Origin of the sequence: Pantoea sp. SM3 (assembly GCF_000963995.1) — a bacterium.
In the GTDB taxonomy this organism is placed as follows: Bacteria; Pseudomonadota; Gammaproteobacteria; order Enterobacterales; family Enterobacteriaceae; genus Pantoea; species Pantoea rwandensis_B.
In genome coordinates this window covers 35,376-52,597 of the sequence record NZ_JZRD01000025.1, presented here as the reverse complement: position 1 = coordinate 52,597, position 17,222 = coordinate 35,376, and the positions used below count along the sequence as shown (strand labels likewise).

Annotated in this window: 15 protein-coding genes; 9 read left to right on the top strand and 6 right to left on the bottom strand. The window is 55.4% G+C overall.

The window, feature by feature from the left end; translation table 11 throughout:
* Positions 1-546 precede the first annotated feature (546 nt).
* The 4 genes from hemY to hemC are packed head-to-tail and all read right to left on the bottom strand — an operon-like array spanning position 547 to position 4,578.
* Complete coding sequence (gene hemY, locus VI01_RS15495; protein ID WP_045815832.1) at positions 547-1,743, bottom strand: protoheme IX biogenesis protein HemY; 1,197 nt, start codon at positions 1,741-1,743, stop codon at positions 547-549.
* 2 nt (positions 1,744-1,745) lie between these two features.
* Positions 1,746-2,876 (bottom strand): uroporphyrinogen-III C-methyltransferase, encoded by a 1,131-nt coding sequence (gene hemX, locus VI01_RS15490; protein ID WP_034827857.1) that lies wholly within the window; start codon positions 2,874-2,876, stop codon positions 1,746-1,748.
* Positions 2,877-2,899: 23 nt separating this feature from the next.
* Positions 2,900-3,640 (bottom strand): uroporphyrinogen-III synthase, encoded by a 741-nt coding sequence (gene hemD, locus VI01_RS15485; protein ID WP_045815831.1) that lies wholly within the window; start codon positions 3,638-3,640, stop codon positions 2,900-2,902.
* The gene (hemC, locus tag VI01_RS15480; protein ID WP_045815835.1) at positions 3,637-4,578 is read right to left on the bottom strand and encodes a hydroxymethylbilane synthase; all 942 of its coding nucleotides are present in this window, start codon (positions 4,576-4,578) and stop codon (positions 3,637-3,639) included. Before hemC ends, hemD begins: the two co-directional genes overlap by 4 nt.
* Before the next feature lie 312 nt (positions 4,579-4,890).
* Here hemC and VI01_RS15475 point away from each other — a divergent pair, with 312 nt between their 5' ends.
* From VI01_RS15475 to VI01_RS15435, 9 genes are all read left to right on the top strand, one after another.
* The gene (locus VI01_RS15475; protein ID WP_045815830.1) at positions 4,891-7,452 is read left to right on the top strand and encodes a class I adenylate cyclase; all 2,562 of its coding nucleotides are present in this window, start codon (positions 4,891-4,893) and stop codon (positions 7,450-7,452) included.
* Between the two features lie 135 nt (positions 7,453-7,587).
* Positions 7,588-7,791, top strand: coding sequence for a lipoprotein (locus VI01_RS15470; RefSeq protein ID WP_045815829.1), 204 nt, complete (start codon positions 7,588-7,590; stop codon positions 7,789-7,791).
* A 29-nt stretch (positions 7,792-7,820) separates the two neighbouring features.
* On the top strand, positions 7,821-8,645 hold the full coding sequence (gene dapF, locus VI01_RS15465; RefSeq protein ID WP_038649736.1) for a diaminopimelate epimerase: 825 nt from the start codon (positions 7,821-7,823) through the stop codon (positions 8,643-8,645).
* The gene (locus tag VI01_RS15460; protein ID WP_045815828.1) at positions 8,642-9,346 is read left to right on the top strand and encodes a DUF484 domain-containing protein; all 705 of its coding nucleotides are present in this window, start codon (positions 8,642-8,644) and stop codon (positions 9,344-9,346) included. The genes dapF and VI01_RS15460 overlap by 4 nt, the downstream gene beginning before the upstream one ends.
* Positions 9,343-10,254 carry a tyrosine recombinase XerC gene (gene xerC, locus VI01_RS15455; protein ID WP_038643797.1) on the top strand — a complete coding sequence of 304 codons (912 nt, stop codon included), beginning with the start codon at positions 9,343-9,345 and terminating at the stop codon, positions 10,252-10,254. Before VI01_RS15460 ends, xerC begins: the two co-directional genes overlap by 4 nt.
* Entirely contained in the window at positions 10,251-10,967 is a 717-nt protein-coding gene (gene yigB / locus VI01_RS15450) for a 5-amino-6-(5-phospho-D-ribitylamino)uracil phosphatase YigB (RefSeq protein WP_045815827.1), read from the top strand. Before xerC ends, yigB begins: the two co-directional genes overlap by 4 nt.
* A gap of 174 nt (positions 10,968-11,141) precedes the next feature.
* Positions 11,142-13,304 (top strand): DNA helicase II, encoded by a 2,163-nt coding sequence (uvrD, locus tag VI01_RS15445; RefSeq protein WP_038643795.1) that lies wholly within the window; start codon positions 11,142-11,144, stop codon positions 13,302-13,304.
* 320 nt (positions 13,305-13,624) lie between these two features.
* Positions 13,625-14,578 (top strand): magnesium/cobalt transporter CorA, encoded by a 954-nt coding sequence (corA, locus tag VI01_RS15440; protein ID WP_034827871.1) that lies wholly within the window; start codon positions 13,625-13,627, stop codon positions 14,576-14,578.
* 170 nt (positions 14,579-14,748) lie between these two features.
* Complete coding sequence (locus VI01_RS15435) at positions 14,749-15,801, top strand: AbrB family transcriptional regulator (RefSeq protein ID WP_045815826.1); 1,053 nt, start codon at positions 14,749-14,751, stop codon at positions 15,799-15,801.
* Here the strand turns inward: VI01_RS15435 and rarD are convergent.
* Entirely contained in the window at positions 15,772-16,671 is a 900-nt protein-coding gene (gene rarD, locus VI01_RS15430; protein WP_045815825.1) for an EamA family transporter RarD, read from the bottom strand. The two genes, VI01_RS15435 and rarD, sit on opposite strands and share 30 nt — an antisense overlap.
* Before the next feature lie 21 nt (positions 16,672-16,692).
* Positions 16,693-17,163, bottom strand: a complete 471-nt coding sequence (locus VI01_RS15425; protein ID WP_045815824.1) for a thioesterase family protein — start codon at positions 17,161-17,163, stop codon at positions 16,693-16,695.
* Between the last annotated feature and the right edge of the window lie 59 nt (positions 17,164-17,222).

Below are 17,222 nucleotides of genomic sequence, written 5' to 3'. Positions count from 1 at the left end.
TTCTCAGCTTCTCAGCTTCTCAGCCTTATAAATCACTCTCACTGCCGTTGTCGTCATAATGAGACTCGTAACTCATTGATTTTAAATTGACTGACAGTTCCTTGCATTGCTTGTCGTTGATAGGAGACAGTTATTAAGGGGAGTGTAGCGAAATCACGACGCACTGTTTAGCCTGAGAGAAGCTTTTACCTTTATCTTACTGATTTAAAATAACTTATCTCTACGCCTCCAACTCTGGCACGACTTATGCAATAATAAATCTGTAGATGCTCATTCCACCTCTTATGTCTGCTGATGCTACATAAACCTGGGAATGATGCAGAGCCCCTTACGGTATCCGTTGTCCAGCCTGGCAGTTATTGCGCACGCTTTACTGCAGTAAGAAGGACATTACGTTGAGTCGGATACCATCAGTTGTCTGAACGACCTGATCTTACACCTGCTTATGGCAGGTGTTTTTTTATCTGTACTTTCCCCCATTCCGCTACTCTTCAGGCAAAAAAAGCCGGGACAAGCCCGGCGTGCACAAAAGTAACAATCGTTAAATCAAGCGTTTGGATTAGTCTTCAAGGTCAGAAGCAGACCTTCACGGCGCATTTGAGCAGCGTCCTCGGGGCGATGCAGGCGATCATAGACATCGGCCAACCAGGCATAATCAAAAGCATCAGGGCGTTGTGCCAGTGCCTGCTGGAAAGCTTCTGCGGCCAGTTGCCACTCACCGTGGCGCATCAGCATCTGGCCTAAGGTGCTGTGCAGCAGCGGCGTTGCGCCATGTTGTTTGATTTGCTGGCGCAGCGCTTTCTCCAGTGATTGCGGATCGCCACTTTTAATACGTGGCATTAACAGCACCAGGCGATCGTCATACTGACGCTTCAATCCTTCCAGCACGATGCTTTGCGCGGTATCAGGGTCATCACACTCAATCAGATGTTCAGCCATCGCTACCTGTAGCGCCGTTTCCTGACGCGTTTTACGGCTCTGGTTTTGCCACCACTTCTTCAGACCTTCGCTACCCTGATCGGCCATTGCCTGATTCATCATGCCTAGCCAGGCTTGCTGTTGCAGCGCCTCACGATGGGCTTCGTCATTGACCTGAGATTTTTGCATGGAGGGCAGAATATCCAGCAATGCGCCCCAAGCGCCGGTACGGATATAAGCTTGTTCAGCCAGACGCAGCACTTCAGGATGACGCGGAGCGACTTCCAGTAAACGGTCAATGCCATGGCGGGCAGCGTGATCTTCATTACGTGCCAGTTGCAGGCGTACGCGGGTGATCTCAACCGGAATGGTGTCATTTTCAGACAGCTCAGAGGCGCGCTCCAGATGTTGGTTAGCACGGACTTCGTCACCACGTTGCTGTGCCGCTTCGGCAGCCAGCAGGTAGTTAGCAACGGGCTGATCGGCGTGATCGGCATTCTTCGACAGCAGTTTTTCAACCTGCTTGTAATCACCTTCCGCCAGTTTCATCAGCGCGCTTTGCGTGTGACGCTGCGCGCTGCGGCGTTTACGTCCCGTGAACCAACCGCGCGTACGTACGCCGGTGCGGAACACGCGGCGTAAAATCCATTCAATGAACAGAATCACCAGCAAACTAAGGATCAGGATGATCACCAAGCCGGTGACGCTGGTTTCCACGTTCCAGTTATCGGTCTGAATCAGCACGTAGCCCTGATGGCCGGCAATCATCGGCCCCAATACCACGCCTGCGATCAGCAGCAGGAAAAGCACCAATACTTTCAGCATGCTTAGCCTCCCTGTTGATCAGCCGGAACCGATGGCTGCGCCAGCAGGTTGCGCACGCGCGTCTGCATCAATTTTTCCAGCAGCGCCTGACTTTCCAGCGTATCCGGCACATCCATTGAGATGTTTTGCTGACTCAGCTCATCCAGTTGTGCGAGGAAAGCTTTGGTGGCAGCGTCGTTGGTGTCATACCAGGCGCGCACCCAGGTTGAGACCGCATCAATCGACTGTTTGTAGATTTCATCCTGATGACGTGGCACAGCCTGGGCGGCAATCAGCAGGCGTGAACGAATGTTTTCACGCAGGTAAACGTCCTGATTCGGTGCCAGCAGCGGCTGTGCGGTATTATCACGGCGGCGGATGGTGATGAAATCATCCATAAAGTTATGCCAGCTCTTCACCAGATTTTGACGCCATTCGTGCAGCGAGCTGGAAAGCTCTCCGCCATCGGCATCCATCGGTGAATCATCACTGTCATTGTCAGCCAGACGCAGATTATCGACGCCGTTCGACAACTGATTGAGTTTGAGGATGATGCCATCGTAATCGACCTGGCTCACCGTTGAGAGAGAACTGATGTCCTGCGTTAAAGCACGACGCACATTCATCACGCTCGGGTCATTCATATCGGCCAGGCTGGTATCAGCGCTTTTCAACAGCGCGGCTGCTGTGGTGACATCCTGATCGCTCCACAGCTTGCGACCCGCCAGCTTCACGAGGTAGTCCGCTTGAGCCAGTAGCCAGGTGCGGGTGTCGTTGCCAGAAATCGTCGCGACTTTATCGCGCAGGGTCTCCAGCTCTTTGGCGCTGTTATCCTGCTGCGTTCGCGCTTCCTGCAACGCCGTATTCGCGGTATCCAGTTGTTGCGTCAGCTGCTGTTTGTCGCTGCCCAGTTGCTGCTGCAGGGCGCTCAACTGTTCACTCAGGTTCTGGTTTGTCTGAGCCTGTAAATCGGCCTGATGTTTCCCATTGAGGTAAAGTCCCGCGCCAATCGCCAGCGCAATCACGATCGCCACCGCGCTCAGTACTTTGCCATCGCTTTTTTTATCGCGAGGCTTTTTACCGTCTGGCGTGGGGGAAGTGTCCGCAGGGGTGGTTTCTTCAACCATGGCGGAGGAGGCTTTTTGTTCCGTCATTATGGCTCATCCCATTGTTAAGTTCAGCGTAACGCACGCAGCAGCGCATCGTTATCAGCACCATCGGCTACCTCAATATCCTGCCAGCCTAATTCGGCGGCCTGAGTAGCCAAACGTTCACTGACGACCACCAGTCGACAGTGCAATAACCATTCCCGACGATCAATTGGCGGAAACAGTGCAAAGAGTTGTTGTAACATCTCACCGCTGGTGACCACCAGCGTGGTAATCCCGCGATCGCGCCAGCGACGGCCTTCAATCGCGCCCTCATAATGCTTTTCACAACGTTGGTAGCACTCGCAGTATTCCACCTTGGCACCGCGTTCCAGCAGGGTTTCTGCCAGTAATTCACGGCCTGGGCTGCCGCGCAAAATCAGCGCACGCTTGCCATTAACCTGCTGCAGGCGGTTGAGCCGCACTAACTCTTCGCTGGTCTCCCGCGCATGAGGATAGTCTACTTTCAGATGACTGACGGTATGCAGTGCCAGCGCGGTGCTGCGCCCTATAGCATAGTAGTCGAGTGTTTCGGGCCAGCTGAGGGCACTTTGCTGAAGCGCCGGGTGGGCGAATAGCACCACCTGCTGTGACAGCAGAAACACCAGATCGCCCGGCCGTAAAGCCGCCAGCTTTTGTGGTAATTGTTGCAAATCGCGACCCGGCGTAAATTCAATCAGCGGTAGAGTCCACGCCAGTTTTCCCTGGGTTCGCAAACGCGAAACCAATTCACTGGCAGCGGGCTCCGGGCGGGTCACGAGAATGGTCATGCAGGCGTTTGCCCCTGATAAACGTCGCGCAGAATGTCGCGGGCGCCGCCATCCAGCAGCTCTTCTGCCAGGGAGATCCCCATTTGCACGGCGTTTTCGCGCGGACCACGGCGTTCACCTACCACCATTTGGTGGCCATCCGGTGAGCCGACTAAGCCACGCAGCCACAACTGATTGTCTTCCAATACGGCAAAGCTGCCGATGGGAACCTGACAACCGCCTTCAAGACGTGTGTTCATCGCGCGTTCAGCGCGCACACAAACATCGGTATCGGCATGATTCAGCGCCTGCAACAAGGAGATCAGTTCGTGATCATCAAGACGGCATTCAATGCCGACGGCACCCTGGCCCACAGCGGGCAGCGAGATTTCAGCGGGCATCGCCTGACGAATACGGTCGTCGAGGTTTAAGCGCTTCAGGCCTGCCGCGGCAAGGATAATGGCGTCATATTCCCCGGCATCCAGCTTGCCAAGGCGGGTGCCCACGTTACCACGCAAAGAGCGGATGATCAGATCAGGGCGACGCGCACTGAGCTGACACTGACGACGCAGACTGGAAGTCCCCACAATCGCGCCCTGTGGCAGCTCATCAATGCTGTTATAAAGGTTGGAGACGAAGGCATCACGCGGGTCTTCACGCTCGCAGATGGTGACCAGACCCAAACCTTCCGGGAAATCCACCGGCACATCCTTCATGGAGTGCACTGCAAGATCGGCACGGTTTTCCAGCATTGCCAGTTCAAGTTCTTTGACAAACAGGCCTTTTCCACCGACTTTAGCCAGCGGTGTATCGAGGATGATGTCGCCTTTGGTGACCATTGGCACCAGCTCAACCTGCACGCCCGGATGTGCTGCCATCAGGCGCTGTTGGACATATTGTGCCTGCCATAAAGCAAGGGGACTTTGTCTGGTAGCAATTCTGAAAATTTTGTTTAACATGCTGTTAACCATTTTGATCGTTCATCGATTATCCTATCATTGATAGGGGAATGCTGTCAGTTTCAACGGATTGAAAAGGCCTCGATGTCAGTTGATACGCATTATTGCGTCATTATCTGACGTCTAAGTCCGAAAAAGCAGGGCTACATGGGGAACGTGCTAAACTGTCATGTAGCGCAACTTTCTTTACGGTCAATCCTCCAGGTGTTAGATTGATCACGTTTCCAGCAATAATTTGCCCAACATCTTTATTATTAAGCGGCAGGTTTTGGAAACAGGGTGCTTAACACTGGGACAATCAGGCGAAACGTCTTGTACCTCTACATTGAGACACTGAAACAGAGACTGGATGCAATTAACCAGCTGCGCGTTGATCGCGCACTGGCTGCTATGGGACCTGCCTTCCAGCAAGTCTACAGTCTGCTGCCAACATTACTGCACTATCATCACCCGCTGATGCCCGGCTACCTTGAAGGTAGCGTTCCCCACGGCGTCAGCTTCTTCACGCCTGATGAAAACCAACAGCATCTGTTGCAACAGTTGGCAGGCGATCAGTCTTTGGATCTCAGCACTGCCGTCAAAGGTGAACGTCCGATTACCGGCATCTATTCGATGGGCAGTACCTCGTCTGTCGGTCAGAACAGCGTGTCCGATCTCGACATCTGGGTGTGCCACCAATCCTGGCTGGATAATGAAGAGCGCCTCAATCTGCAGCGTAAGTGTACGCTGTTGCAGAAATGGTGTGTGTCGATGGGTGTGGAAGTCAGTTTCTTCCTGATCGACGAGAACCGTTTCCGCCATAATGAGAGCGGCAGCCTCGGTGGTGAAGACTGCGGTTCAACCCAACATATTTTGCTGCTGGATGAGTTCTACCGTACCGCTGTGCGTATGGCGGGCAAACGCATCCTGTGGAACATGGTGCCCGGCGAAGAAGAGCATCATTACGACGATTACGTTATGTCACTCTATTCACAAGGCGTGTTGACGCCGAATGAGTGGCTGGATCTCGGCGGTCTCGGCACGCTTTCAGCCGAAGAGTACTTCGGGGCCAGCTTGTGGCAGCTGTACAAAAGTATCGATTCACCGTACAAAGCGGTGCTGAAAACCCTGCTGTTAGAAGCGTACAGCTGGGAATATCCGAACACGCAATTGCTGGCGATGGATATCAAACAGCGTCTGCACGATGGCGAAATTGTCTGCTTTGGCCTCGATCCCTACTGCATGATGCTGGAGCGCGTGACGCGCTATCTGACCAGCGTTGATGACATGGCGCGCCTTGATTTGGTGCGTCGATGTTTCTATTTAAAAGTGTGTGAGAAGCTCTCGAGTGACGATCACCACCATCACCGCTCAGGCTGGCGTCGCGAGATTCTTTCGCAGCTGGTGAAAGAGTGGGGTTGGGATGAAGAGAAAATTGCGGTACTGGATAACCGCGCCCAGTGGAAAATTGAGCGTGTGCGTGAAGCGCACAACGAGCTGCTGGATGCGATGATGCAGAGCTATCGCAACCTGATCCGTTTTGCCCGTCGTAACAATTTAAGCGTCAGTGCCAGCCCGCAGGATATCGGCGTGCTGACGCGTAAACTGTATGCCGCGTTTGAAGCGCTGCCGGGCAAAGTGACGCTGGTGAACCCACAGATTTCGCCTGACCTGTCGGAAGATAATCTGACCTTTATTCATGTGCCGGAAGGCCGCGCCAATCGCGCCGGTTGGTATCTTTACAACCAGTCGCCGGACATGAGTTCGATCATCAGCCATCAGCCGCTGGAATATAACCGCTACCTGAACAAGTTAGTGGCGTGGGCGTGGTTCAACGGTTTGCTGACCAGCAAAACGCGTTTGCATATGAAGGGCAACGAATTCTGCGATCTGCCGCGCTTGCAGGAGCTGGTCAACGATGTGTCGAGTCACTTCCCGCTGCGCGTAGCGGCACCGACGCCAAAAGCGTTGTACAGCCCGTGCGAAATTCGTCATCTGGCGATTATCGTCAATCTCGAACACGATCCGACCTCAGCCTTCCGCAATCAGGTGGTGCATTTCGATTTCCGTAAGCTGGATGTATTCAGCTTCGGCCAGCAGCAGCAGTGCCTGATTGGCAGCATTGATTTGCTGTACCGCAACTCGTGGAATGAAGTGCGTACGCTGCACTTCAGCGGTGAGCAGGCGATGATCGAAGCGCTGAAAACCATTCTCGGCAAAATGCATCAGGATGCCGCGCCGCCGGATACGGTGGAAGTGTTCTGCTATAGCCAGCATCTGCGCGGTTTAATTCGTACCCGCGTGCAGCAGCTGGTGTCTGAGTGTATTGAGTTGCGACTCTCCAGCACCCGTCAGGAGCCAGGCCGCTTCAAAGCGCTGCGCATGGCGGGCCAGACCTGGGGCTTGTTCTTCGAGCGCATGAGCGTCTCGGTGCAGAAGCTGGAAAATGCGGTGGAGTTCTACGGCGCGATTTCCAACAACAAGTTGCACGGTTTGTCGATCAAAGTGGAGTCGAATCAGACGCCATTGCCGCCAGTGGTGAATGGCTATGCCAGCGAAGGCATCATTCAGTTCTTCTTTGAAGACACCAATGACGATCGCGGCTTCAACATCTATATCCTCGACGAAACCAATCGCGTTGAGGTTTATCACCATTGCGAAGGCAGTAAAGAAGAGCTGGTGCGTGACGTGAGCCGTTTTTACTCCTCGTCGCATGACCGCTTCACCTATGGCTCCAGCTTTATCAACTTCAACCTGCCACAGTTCTACCAGATTGTGCACGCGGGCGATCGCTTCCAGGTGATTCCGTTCCGCAGCCAGACGCTGACGCAGCTCTGTGCGACGCAGCCCGATAACGACAACGGCGATTTCCACCCGCGCTACCAAATGCACTGATCCCGCCTGCGTTCGCGCGGTGGGATTGGCTTTTCCTCTGACATGCGCCCGGATTTGCGGGTATTTCCTGTTGCTTTTACAACGTCAACTGCGATGATAAGCAGCCAAGGCTTAAGGACAGGAAGAGCAGACAGAATGAGACATATGATAAGTCAGCTGGGTATGGCGCTGGCACTGGTCAGCCTCGCAGGCTGTGGCCTGAAAGGACCGCTGTATTTCCCGCCCAAAGATCAGCCGACGAAACAAAATCAGCAGGTCACCGAGCAGCAGCAACAAGCGGCGCAGGATGCTGACGTTAACGGTTTGGTCACCAGTAAATCGGGTTCACAGGCGAACTAATCTCTATGAGTAATCCGGCGGAGCAGAAAATGCAGTTCTCGAAAATGCACGGTCTCGGCAACGATTTCATGGTTGTGGATGCCGTGACGCAAAACGTCTTTTTTTCGCCGGAACTGATTCGCCGCCTGGCGGATCGGCATCTGGGGATCGGCTTCGATCAACTGCTGATCGTCGAACCGCCTTACGATCCGGATCTTGATTTTCATTATCGAATTTTCAACGCGGATGGCAGTGAAGTGGCCCAATGCGGCAACGGCGCGCGCTGTTTCGCCCGCTTCGTGCGCCTGAAAGGGCTGACCAATAAAAGCGACATCCGCGTAAGTACGCAAACCGGGCGCATGGTGCTGAGCGTGACCAGCGATGAGCTGGTACGCGTTAATATGGGTGAACCCAACTTCGATCCCCAGCAAGTGCCGCTGCGCGCCAATAAAGCGGAAAGTCTGTATCTGCAACGTGTTGCCGAGCAGACCGTGATGTTTGGTGCGGTATCCATGGGGAACCCGCACTGTGTGATTCAGGTTGAGAGTGTGAAAACGGCCGCCGTGGAAACACTGGGTCCGGTGCTGGAAAGCCATGAACGCTTCCCGGAACGCGTCAACGTGGGCTTTATGGAAGTGGTTAATCCTGAACACATTCGTCTGCGCGTGTATGAACGCGGCGCAGGTGAAACCCAGGCCTGTGGCAGCGGTGCCTGTGCGGCCGTTGCCTGTGGCATTCAGCAAGGCATTCTGGCGGAAAAAGTTCGCGTTGATTTGCCTGGCGGAACGCTGCATATCGCCTGGAAAGGGGCGGGTCAGCCGCTGTTTATGACCGGCCCAGCCACACACGTCTACGATGGGTTTATTCATCTATGAAAAATGTCGAAGAGCAAACCGACAGCGCGATTTTGCTGGACGATCAGTCGGTTAGCGCCTTCCTGCGCCAGAACCCCGATTTCTTTATTCGCAATGCGCGCCAGGTTGAACAGATGATGGTGCCGCACCCGGTGCGCGGCAGTGTGTCGCTGGTGGAGTGGCACATGGCGCGTCAGCGCAACCACATCCAGCAACTGGAAGAGGAAATCACGCTGTTGATGGAGCAGGCCACGGCCAACCATCAACTGTTTGATCGCCTGCTGGGGTTGCAAGGCCATCTTGCCGCGGCGGACAGCTTGCAGGAGATGTTAACGCGTCTGCACCGTTGGGCGCGTGAGTTGGGTCTGGCCGGAGCCCATGTGCGGGTGTTCAACGACCACTGGCACATCGGCGCACCTTCTGATTTCACCCAGTTGGGTCTTTCTCGTCAGGCTTTTGAGCCGCTGCGTATTCAACGCTTTGGTGCTGAACATCATTACCTTGGCAGCCTGAATGGCCCGGAGTTACTGCTGCTGTTGCCACAGGCGAAAGCCATCGGATCGGTGGCGATGTCGCTGATGGGCGAACGGGGTGAACTTGGTGTGCTGATTTTCAGCAGCCGCGATAACCAGCACTATCAAGCGGGCATGGGCACCTTACTGTTGCAGCATCTGGCGCAAATGCTGCCGGATCTGCTGTCTCGCTGGATTGAACGCGCATGAGTGACGTCAGCCCGTTGCAGCCTGCCGTTGAGGGCTTTCTGCGTTATCTGAAAGTCGAACGCCAGCTCAGCCCGTTGACGCAAAAGAATTACACCCGCCAGTTGCAGACGATGACCGCGATGGCCGATGAGATGAAGATCGTCTCATGGGCGCAACTGGAGCCTGCACAGGTTCGCCAACTGGCGGCGCGCAGCCGTCGTGCCGGATTAGGGCCCAGCAGCCTGGCGTTGCGTATGTCGGCGCTACGTAGTTTTCTCGACTGGCAGGTCAGTCAGGGCATGTTAAGCGCCAATCCGGCCAAAGGCATCTCTACGCCGCGCAATGCCCGCCATCTGCCAAAAAATATGGATGTTGACGAGGTTAACCAGCTGCTGGAAATCGACCTGAACGATCCGCTGGCGGTGCGCGACCGAGCGATGCTGGAAACCATGTACGGCGGCGGTTTACGTTTGTCGGAGCTGGTGGGCATGGATTGTCGTCATGTCGATCTCGACGCCGGTGAAGTGTGGGTGCTGGGGAAAGGCAGCAAAGAACGACGTGTGCCGATTGGTGGCACGGCGGTGACCTGGCTGAAACATTGGTTGCCACTGCGTGATAGCTTCGCGCCGCAGGATGACGCCGTGTTTGTCTCCAGTCGCGGCACGCGCATATCGGCGCGTAACGTGCAAAAGCGTTTTGCCGAGTGGGGCATTAAGCAGGGCGTGGCCAACCATATTCATCCGCATAAACTGCGTCACTCTTTTGCTACCCATTTGCTTGAATCGAGTGGCGATCTGCGCGCGGTGCAGGAACTGCTCGGCCACGCCAATCTGTCGACCACGCAAATCTATACCCATCTCGATTTCCAGCATCTGGCGACCGTGTATGACGCGGCACATCCACGTGCTAAACGAGGAAAGTCTGAATGAAGTTCTACCGCCCGCTGGGCCCGATCAAAGCGATCACTTTCGATCTCGACGATACGCTGTATGACAACCATCCCGTGATCCTTAAAACCACCGCCGAATCCCACGCCGCATTGCAGGCCTTTCATCCGGCGTTGCGTGAATTCACCCCTGCTGATTATCAGGCGCTGCGCGACGAATTGCTGGTGCGTGAGCCGGAAATTTATCACGACGTGTCTGAGTGGCGTCGCCGCTCGGTCGAGTTGGCAATGATCAATATCGGCTTATCCGCTGCTGAAGCCCGCGCCGGTGCCAGCGAAGTGATGGGCGTGTTCCACCAGTGGCGCAGCAAAGTCGAGATGCCAGATGAGACGCATCAAACGCTGACATGGTTGGGCGAGCGCGTGCCGCTGGTGGCGATCACCAACGGCAACGCCTGTCCGGAAAAGCTGGGGATTAATCACTACTTCCAGTTCGCCCTGCGCGCTGGCCCGCACGGTCGCGCTAAGCCGTGGCAGGATATGTACCAGCTGGCGGCCGAGCGTTTGAACATCGCACCTGAGCATATTCTGCACGTGGGCGACGATCTCACCACCGATGTGGTCGGCTCATTAAATGCGGGCATGCAAGCCTGCTGGATCAATCTGCGTGATGGCAACCTGATGAAAATTGACGATGCGCGTTTGCTGCCGCACGTCGAAATTCATCAGTTGGCATCGCTGACCTCGCTGCTATAATGCTGTATGTTCATCCAGCTAATGGCTGGATGATACGGGCATTGTCTGACGCACAAATCGTAGCGGCACCCTTCATCCTGCGATGAATAGCACCGCTAAACAGGGTGCGCTGCTTGAATGCTGAGAAACCGCATTTCTCAATTCTCCTTTTAATACTTTGGCAAAACGGTGCTTATGGACGTTTCTGATCTGCTTAACGGCTTAAATGACAAACAGCGCGAGGCGGTCGCCGCGCCGCGCAGCAATTTGCTGGTGCTGGCCGGAGCAGGCAGTGGCAAAACCAGGGTACTGGTGCACCGTATTGCCTGGCTGCTGTCGGTAGAGAATTGCTCGCCTTACTCAATCATGGCGGTGACCTTTACCAACAAAGCGGCGGCAGAAATGCGCCATCGTATCGATCAGCTGATCGGCACCAGTCAGGGTGGCATGTGGATTGGTACGTTCCACGGACTGGCGCACCGTTTGCTGCGTGCGCATCATCTTGATGCCAATTTGCCGCAGGATTTCCAGATTCTCGATAGCGACGATCAGCTTCGCTTGCTCAAGCGTCTGATCAAAGCCATGAACCTTGATGAGAAGCAGTGGCCTGCACGCCAGGGCATGTGGTACATCAACGGCAAAAAGGATGAAGGGCTGCGTCCTAAGCACATCGAAAGCTACGGCAACCCGGTGGAGCAAACCTGGCTGCGCATTTATCAGGCCTATCAGGAGGCTTGCGATCGCGCGGGCTTAGTGGATTTTGCTGAACTGCTGCTGCGTGCGCATGAGCTGTGGCTGAATAAGCCGCATATCCTAAATCACTACCGCGAGCGTTTCAGCAACGTGTTGGTGGACGAATTCCAGGATACTAACAACATCCAGTACGCGTGGATCCGTATGCTGGCCGGTGATACCGGTCGTGTGATTATCGTCGGTGATGACGACCAGTCGATTTACGGTTGGCGTGGCGCGCAGGTCGAGAACATCCAGCGCTTCCTGCAGGATTTCCCTGGTGCGGAAACCATTCGCCTGGAGCAAAACTACCGCTCGACCAATAACATCCTGAAAGCGGCTAACACGCTGATCGCCAATAACAATGGCCGTCTCGGTAAAGAGCTGTGGACCGATGGCAGTGACGGCGAAAAGATTTCCCTCTACTGCGCGTTCAACGAGTTGGATGAAGCGCGCTTTGTGGTGAACCGCATTAAAACCTGGCATGAGAACGGCAACGCGCTGCAGGATTGCGCCATTCTCTATCGCAGCAACGCCCAGTCGCGCGTGCTGGAGGAGGCGCTGTTACAAGGCAGCATGCCGTATCGTATTTACGGCGGTATGCGCTTCTTCGAACGCCAGGAGATTAAGGATGCGCTGGCGTATCTGCGCCTGATGGCGAACCGCAATGACGATGCCGCGTTCGAGCGCGTGGTGAACACGCCGGTGCGTGGCGTCGGCGATCGCACATTGGATGTGGTGCGCCAGACCGCGCGCGAACAGCAATTAACGCTGTGGCAAGCGACGCGTGAACTGCTGCAAAACAAAGCCCTGGCGGGACGTGCAGCCTCGGCGCTGCAGCGCTTCTGCGAGCTGGTGGATTCCCTGGCCACGGAAACCGCTGATATGCCGCTGCACGTGCAGACCGATCGTGTGATCAAGGATTCCGGCCTGTGGATCATGTACGAGCAGGAAAAGGGCGAGAAAGGCCAGGCGCGTATCGAAAACTTAGAGGAACTGGTGACCGCCACGCGCCAGTTCAGTTATCAGGATGAAGACGAAGATTTGATGCCGCTGCAGGCGTTTCTGTCGCATGCTGCGCTGGAAGCCGGTGAAGGTCAGGCCGATAAATGGCAAGACGCAGTGCAACTGATGACCATGCACTCGGCGAAAGGTCTTGAGTTCACCCAGGTGTTTATCGTGGGTATGGAGGAAGGGATGTTCCCGAGCCAGATGTCGCTGGATGAAGGCGGGCGTCTGGAAGAGGAGCGTCGTCTTGCTTACGTTGGCGTCACGCGCGCGATGGAAAAACTCACGCTGACCTACGCCGAGACTCGTCGCCTTTATGGTAAAGAAGTGTATCACCGTCCATCGCGCTTCATTGGCGAATTGCCGGAGGAGTGCGTCGAGGAAGTCCGTCTGCGCGCCAGCGTGAGCCGTCCTGTGAGCCATCAGCGCATGGGTACCCCGATCGCGGAAAATGACAGTGGTTTCGCGCTCGGTCAGCGTGTGCGCCATGCCAAATTCGGCGAAGGCACCATCATTAACCTGGAAGGCAGCGGCGAACACAGCCGCTTGCAGGTGGCGTTTCAGGGCCAGGGTATCAAGTGGCTGGTGGCGGCTTACGCGCGTCTGGAAACGGTGTAGCGCCGTTGCGTTACCTTGACGACTTTTTCGTCTCAGCGTAACATGCGCGCACTATTATCATGAGAGGACAATGCCTTGGACGCGCCCAGTCGATGCTGGCTCAACCGCCTGTTTAACAGGAATAACATCTAAGGCTACCTCAATACGCGGGTAGCCTTAGCGGTTATCAGCGACCTCCCTTTACACTCTCGTCGCACGAGTCAGCACTGATTTACCCTTGAAGCGAAAGTTTCCGCGTTCAGGCTTTGCCGTGCCCGTTTTGCCTTTGGCTTGACGGTGTGCCGCCTTGTCCCATTAAGTCTGCAATGGGGAGTATTGCTATGCTGAGCGCTTTTAAACTCGAACGCGATCGCCTGACGCGCATCGAACTGGAAGACAACAACGACACACTCAACACCTCGGTGTGGGTCGATTTAATCGAGCCCGACGACACTGAACGTGATCGTGTGCAATCCGAGCTGGGTCAAAGCCTGGCCACGCGTCCGGAGCTGGAAGACATCGAGGCCTCCGCACGTTTCTTCGAAGATGAAGATGGTCTGCACATTCACTCCTTCTTCTTCTTTGAAGATGCGGAAGACCACGCTGGCAACTCCACCGTGGCATTCACCATTCGTGAAGATCGCCTCTATACATTACGCGAGCGCGAGCTGCCGGCTTTCCGTCTCTATCGTATGCGTGCCCGTAACCAGACGCTGACCGATGGCAACGCCTACGAGCTGTTGCTGGATCTGTTTGAGACGAAAATCGAACAGCTGGCGGATGAAATCGAGAACATCTATAGCGCGCTGGAAAAACTCAGCCGCGTGATCATGGAAGGGCAACAGGGCGAAGAGTACGATCAGGCGCTGTCGCGTCTGGCGGAGCTGGAGGATATCGGCTGGAAAGTGCGTTTGTGTCTGATGGATACCCAACGCGCGCTGAACTTCCTGGTGCGTAAAGCCCGTCTGCCAGGCAATCAGCTGGAGCAGGCGCGTGAAATCCTGCGCGATATCGAATCCCTGCTGCCGCATAACGAATCGCTGTTCCAGAAGGTGAACTTCCTGATGCAGGCAGCAATGGGCTTTATCAACATCGAGCAGAACCGCATCATCAAGATCTTCTCGGTGGTGTCGGTGGTGTTCCTGCCACCCACGCTGGTGGCATCCAGCTACGGGATGAACTTCGAGTTTATGCCTGAGCTGAAGTGGAGTTTTGGTTATCCTGGCGCGATTACCCTGATGATCCTCGCCGGTCTGGCGCCGTACCTCTATTTCAAACGGAAAAACTGGTTGTAATCACACGGCCAGACAGGTTTTACCGATTTCGTAGCGGCGCGATTTTTCGCGTTTATCTGAAGCGACAATGCTGCTAACAGATGCGTAACAAATTGCGCCGCGACAAAACTGGCATGGTTTAACTTTTCTGCGTAGGCTGTTGTCACTTCTCACTTTCTGATTTCCACCCTATGGCGCGTCTTTCTTTGCGACAGCAGTGGACCATTCTGCTGATTGCTTCGTTAGTACTGGGGATCATTCTCCAGCTGTTTCACCTTCCTGCTGCACTGCTTTTAGGTCCGATGATCGTCGGAACCGTCATGGGCCTTTCTGGCGCGACCGTCCGCATAGACAAGCGTTTGTTTGTGCTCGCACAAGCGGTATTGGGTTGCATGATCGGGCAAACGCTGTCACCGGCTATTCTCTCACCGCTGTTAGCGGATTGGCCGGTGGTGCTGGCGGTATTGGTGCTTACGCTGGCGGCCAGCGGTTTGTCGGGTTTTCTACTGGTGCGCTTTAGCAACCTTCCAGGGCCAACCGGTGCGTGGGGATCGTCGCCTGGCGGCGCTTCTGCGATGGTGGCGATGGCCGGTGATTTCGGTGCGGACGTGCGCTTAGTGGCGTTTATGCAGTATCTGCGCGTGCTGTTTGTGGCGACTGCAGCCGCGGTGGTGGCGCGCATTGGGCTGGGCACCAACGGTGGTGCCGTGGAGCTGGTATGGTTCCCTGCCTTACAAAGCAGCTTCATCCTGACATTGGTGGTGATGCTCGCGGGCGCCTGGCTGGGACAAAAACTGCGTATCCCTTCGGGTGCGCTGCTGCTGCCCGCGCTGATTGGTGCGACGCTGCACGGCACCGATGTCGCCACTTTGCAGGTGCCGGAGTGGTTGCTGGCGCTGGCCTATGCGTTAATTGGCTGGAGCGTGGGCTTGCGCTTTACGCGCCCGATCTTCCTGCTGGCGCTGCGCACCCTGCCGCAAATGCTGGTGTCGATTTTCGGCTTGATGTTGCTGTGTGGTGGATTGGCGTGGATGCTGACGCAAGTGTTGCACGTCGATCTGATGACGGCGTATCTGGCAACCAGCCCGGGCGGGCTGGATACCGTGGCGATTATTGCTGCGGGCAGCCGGGTCGATATCGCGTTTGTGATGGCATTGCAGACATTACGCCTGTTCACCATCTTGCTGACCGGCCCGGCTATCGCACGCTTTATCTCACGTTACGCGCACGCGGGTGCGAGCTGAGAATGCGACTGCATCAACGATAAACACGGCGAGCGCCAGCCAGATAAAGCCGAAGGTGACCATCTTGTCTGGCGTCAGACTTTCGCCGTAGAACACCACCGCGAGCAGGAACATCAGCGTGGGGCCGAGATACTGGAAGAAGCCCACGGTCGACAAACGCAGGCGTGCACAGGCGGCGGCAAACAGCATCAGTGGGATCGTGGTGATGATGCCTGCGGCGATCAACTTCAGGTTGAGGCTAAGTGGATTGGCGCTGAGGTGGCTGGTGGCGCTGTCAGCAAAGCCAAACAAGTAGATGGCCGCCAGCGGAAACAGCCACCCGGTCTCGATCAGCATGCCGCTCTGCGCATCCACCTGAATTTTCTTTCTCAACAAACCATAGACGGCAAAACTCAGCGCCAGGCCAAGGCCAATAATCGGCAGCGAGCCAAATTGCCATAGCTGCACCAGCACGCCGAGTGTTGCCAGTAAAACCGCCAGCCACTGCAGGCGGCGGAAGCGCTCGCGCAGGAACAGCATGCCAAACACCACGTTGATCAGCGGATTGATAAAGTAGCCGAGGCTGGCTTCCAGCATATGCTGATTATTCACTGCCCAGATAAACAGCAGCCAGTTGCCGCCAATGGTGACGGCAGTGACGGCCAGCAACAGCACTTTCTTTGGCTGAGCGAGCACCGTGCGCACCTGCTGCCAGCTACGGCTCAGGGTAATCAGTACCAGCATAAACAGTGCCGACCAAATCACGCGATGCGTCATGATTTCTGTCGGCGGAACTTCCTTCACCAGCTTGAAGTAGGCTGGCGCAATGCCCCAGATAAAGTAAGCGCCGAGCGCATAACCTATGCCCTGACGCGTTTGTTGCGTATCCATCATGCTTTCCAAAAAAGGTCATTAGCCTATCAAATAGGTTGCGGTTGCTGTGGCGATATAATCGCCCTGCTGGTTGTGCAGTTCCACTCGCGCCACCGCCACTTTATTACCGGCGCGCAGCAGGCTGCTGGTGGCGACAAAGCGATCGCCGCGTCCAGGGCGTAAATAGTCAACGCGCATATCGATAGTGCCCATGCGCGACAGACGCTGACGCAGTTCCTCTTCGCTGATGCTCTCCTGACGCGACAGCGCATGACTGACGCACACCAGACCGGCGGCGACATCCAGCACTGAGGCAATCACGCCGCCGTGCAAAATCTGCTGCGCCGCATTGCCGACCAGCATGGTTTTGTTGGCAAAGCCCAACTCGGCGTAATCCGCTTCGAGTCGATCCAGCTCTAAACCCAGCGCCTGATTGAAGGGCATATGATAAACAAAAATTTCGCCAATCAGGCGGCGAGCTTCCTGCTGTGACAGCAACGGGGATGACATGTTTTCTGCCTTAAGATGTTAAAGAGTTGTGTATATTATGCCGCGTTCGCGCGGCTTTC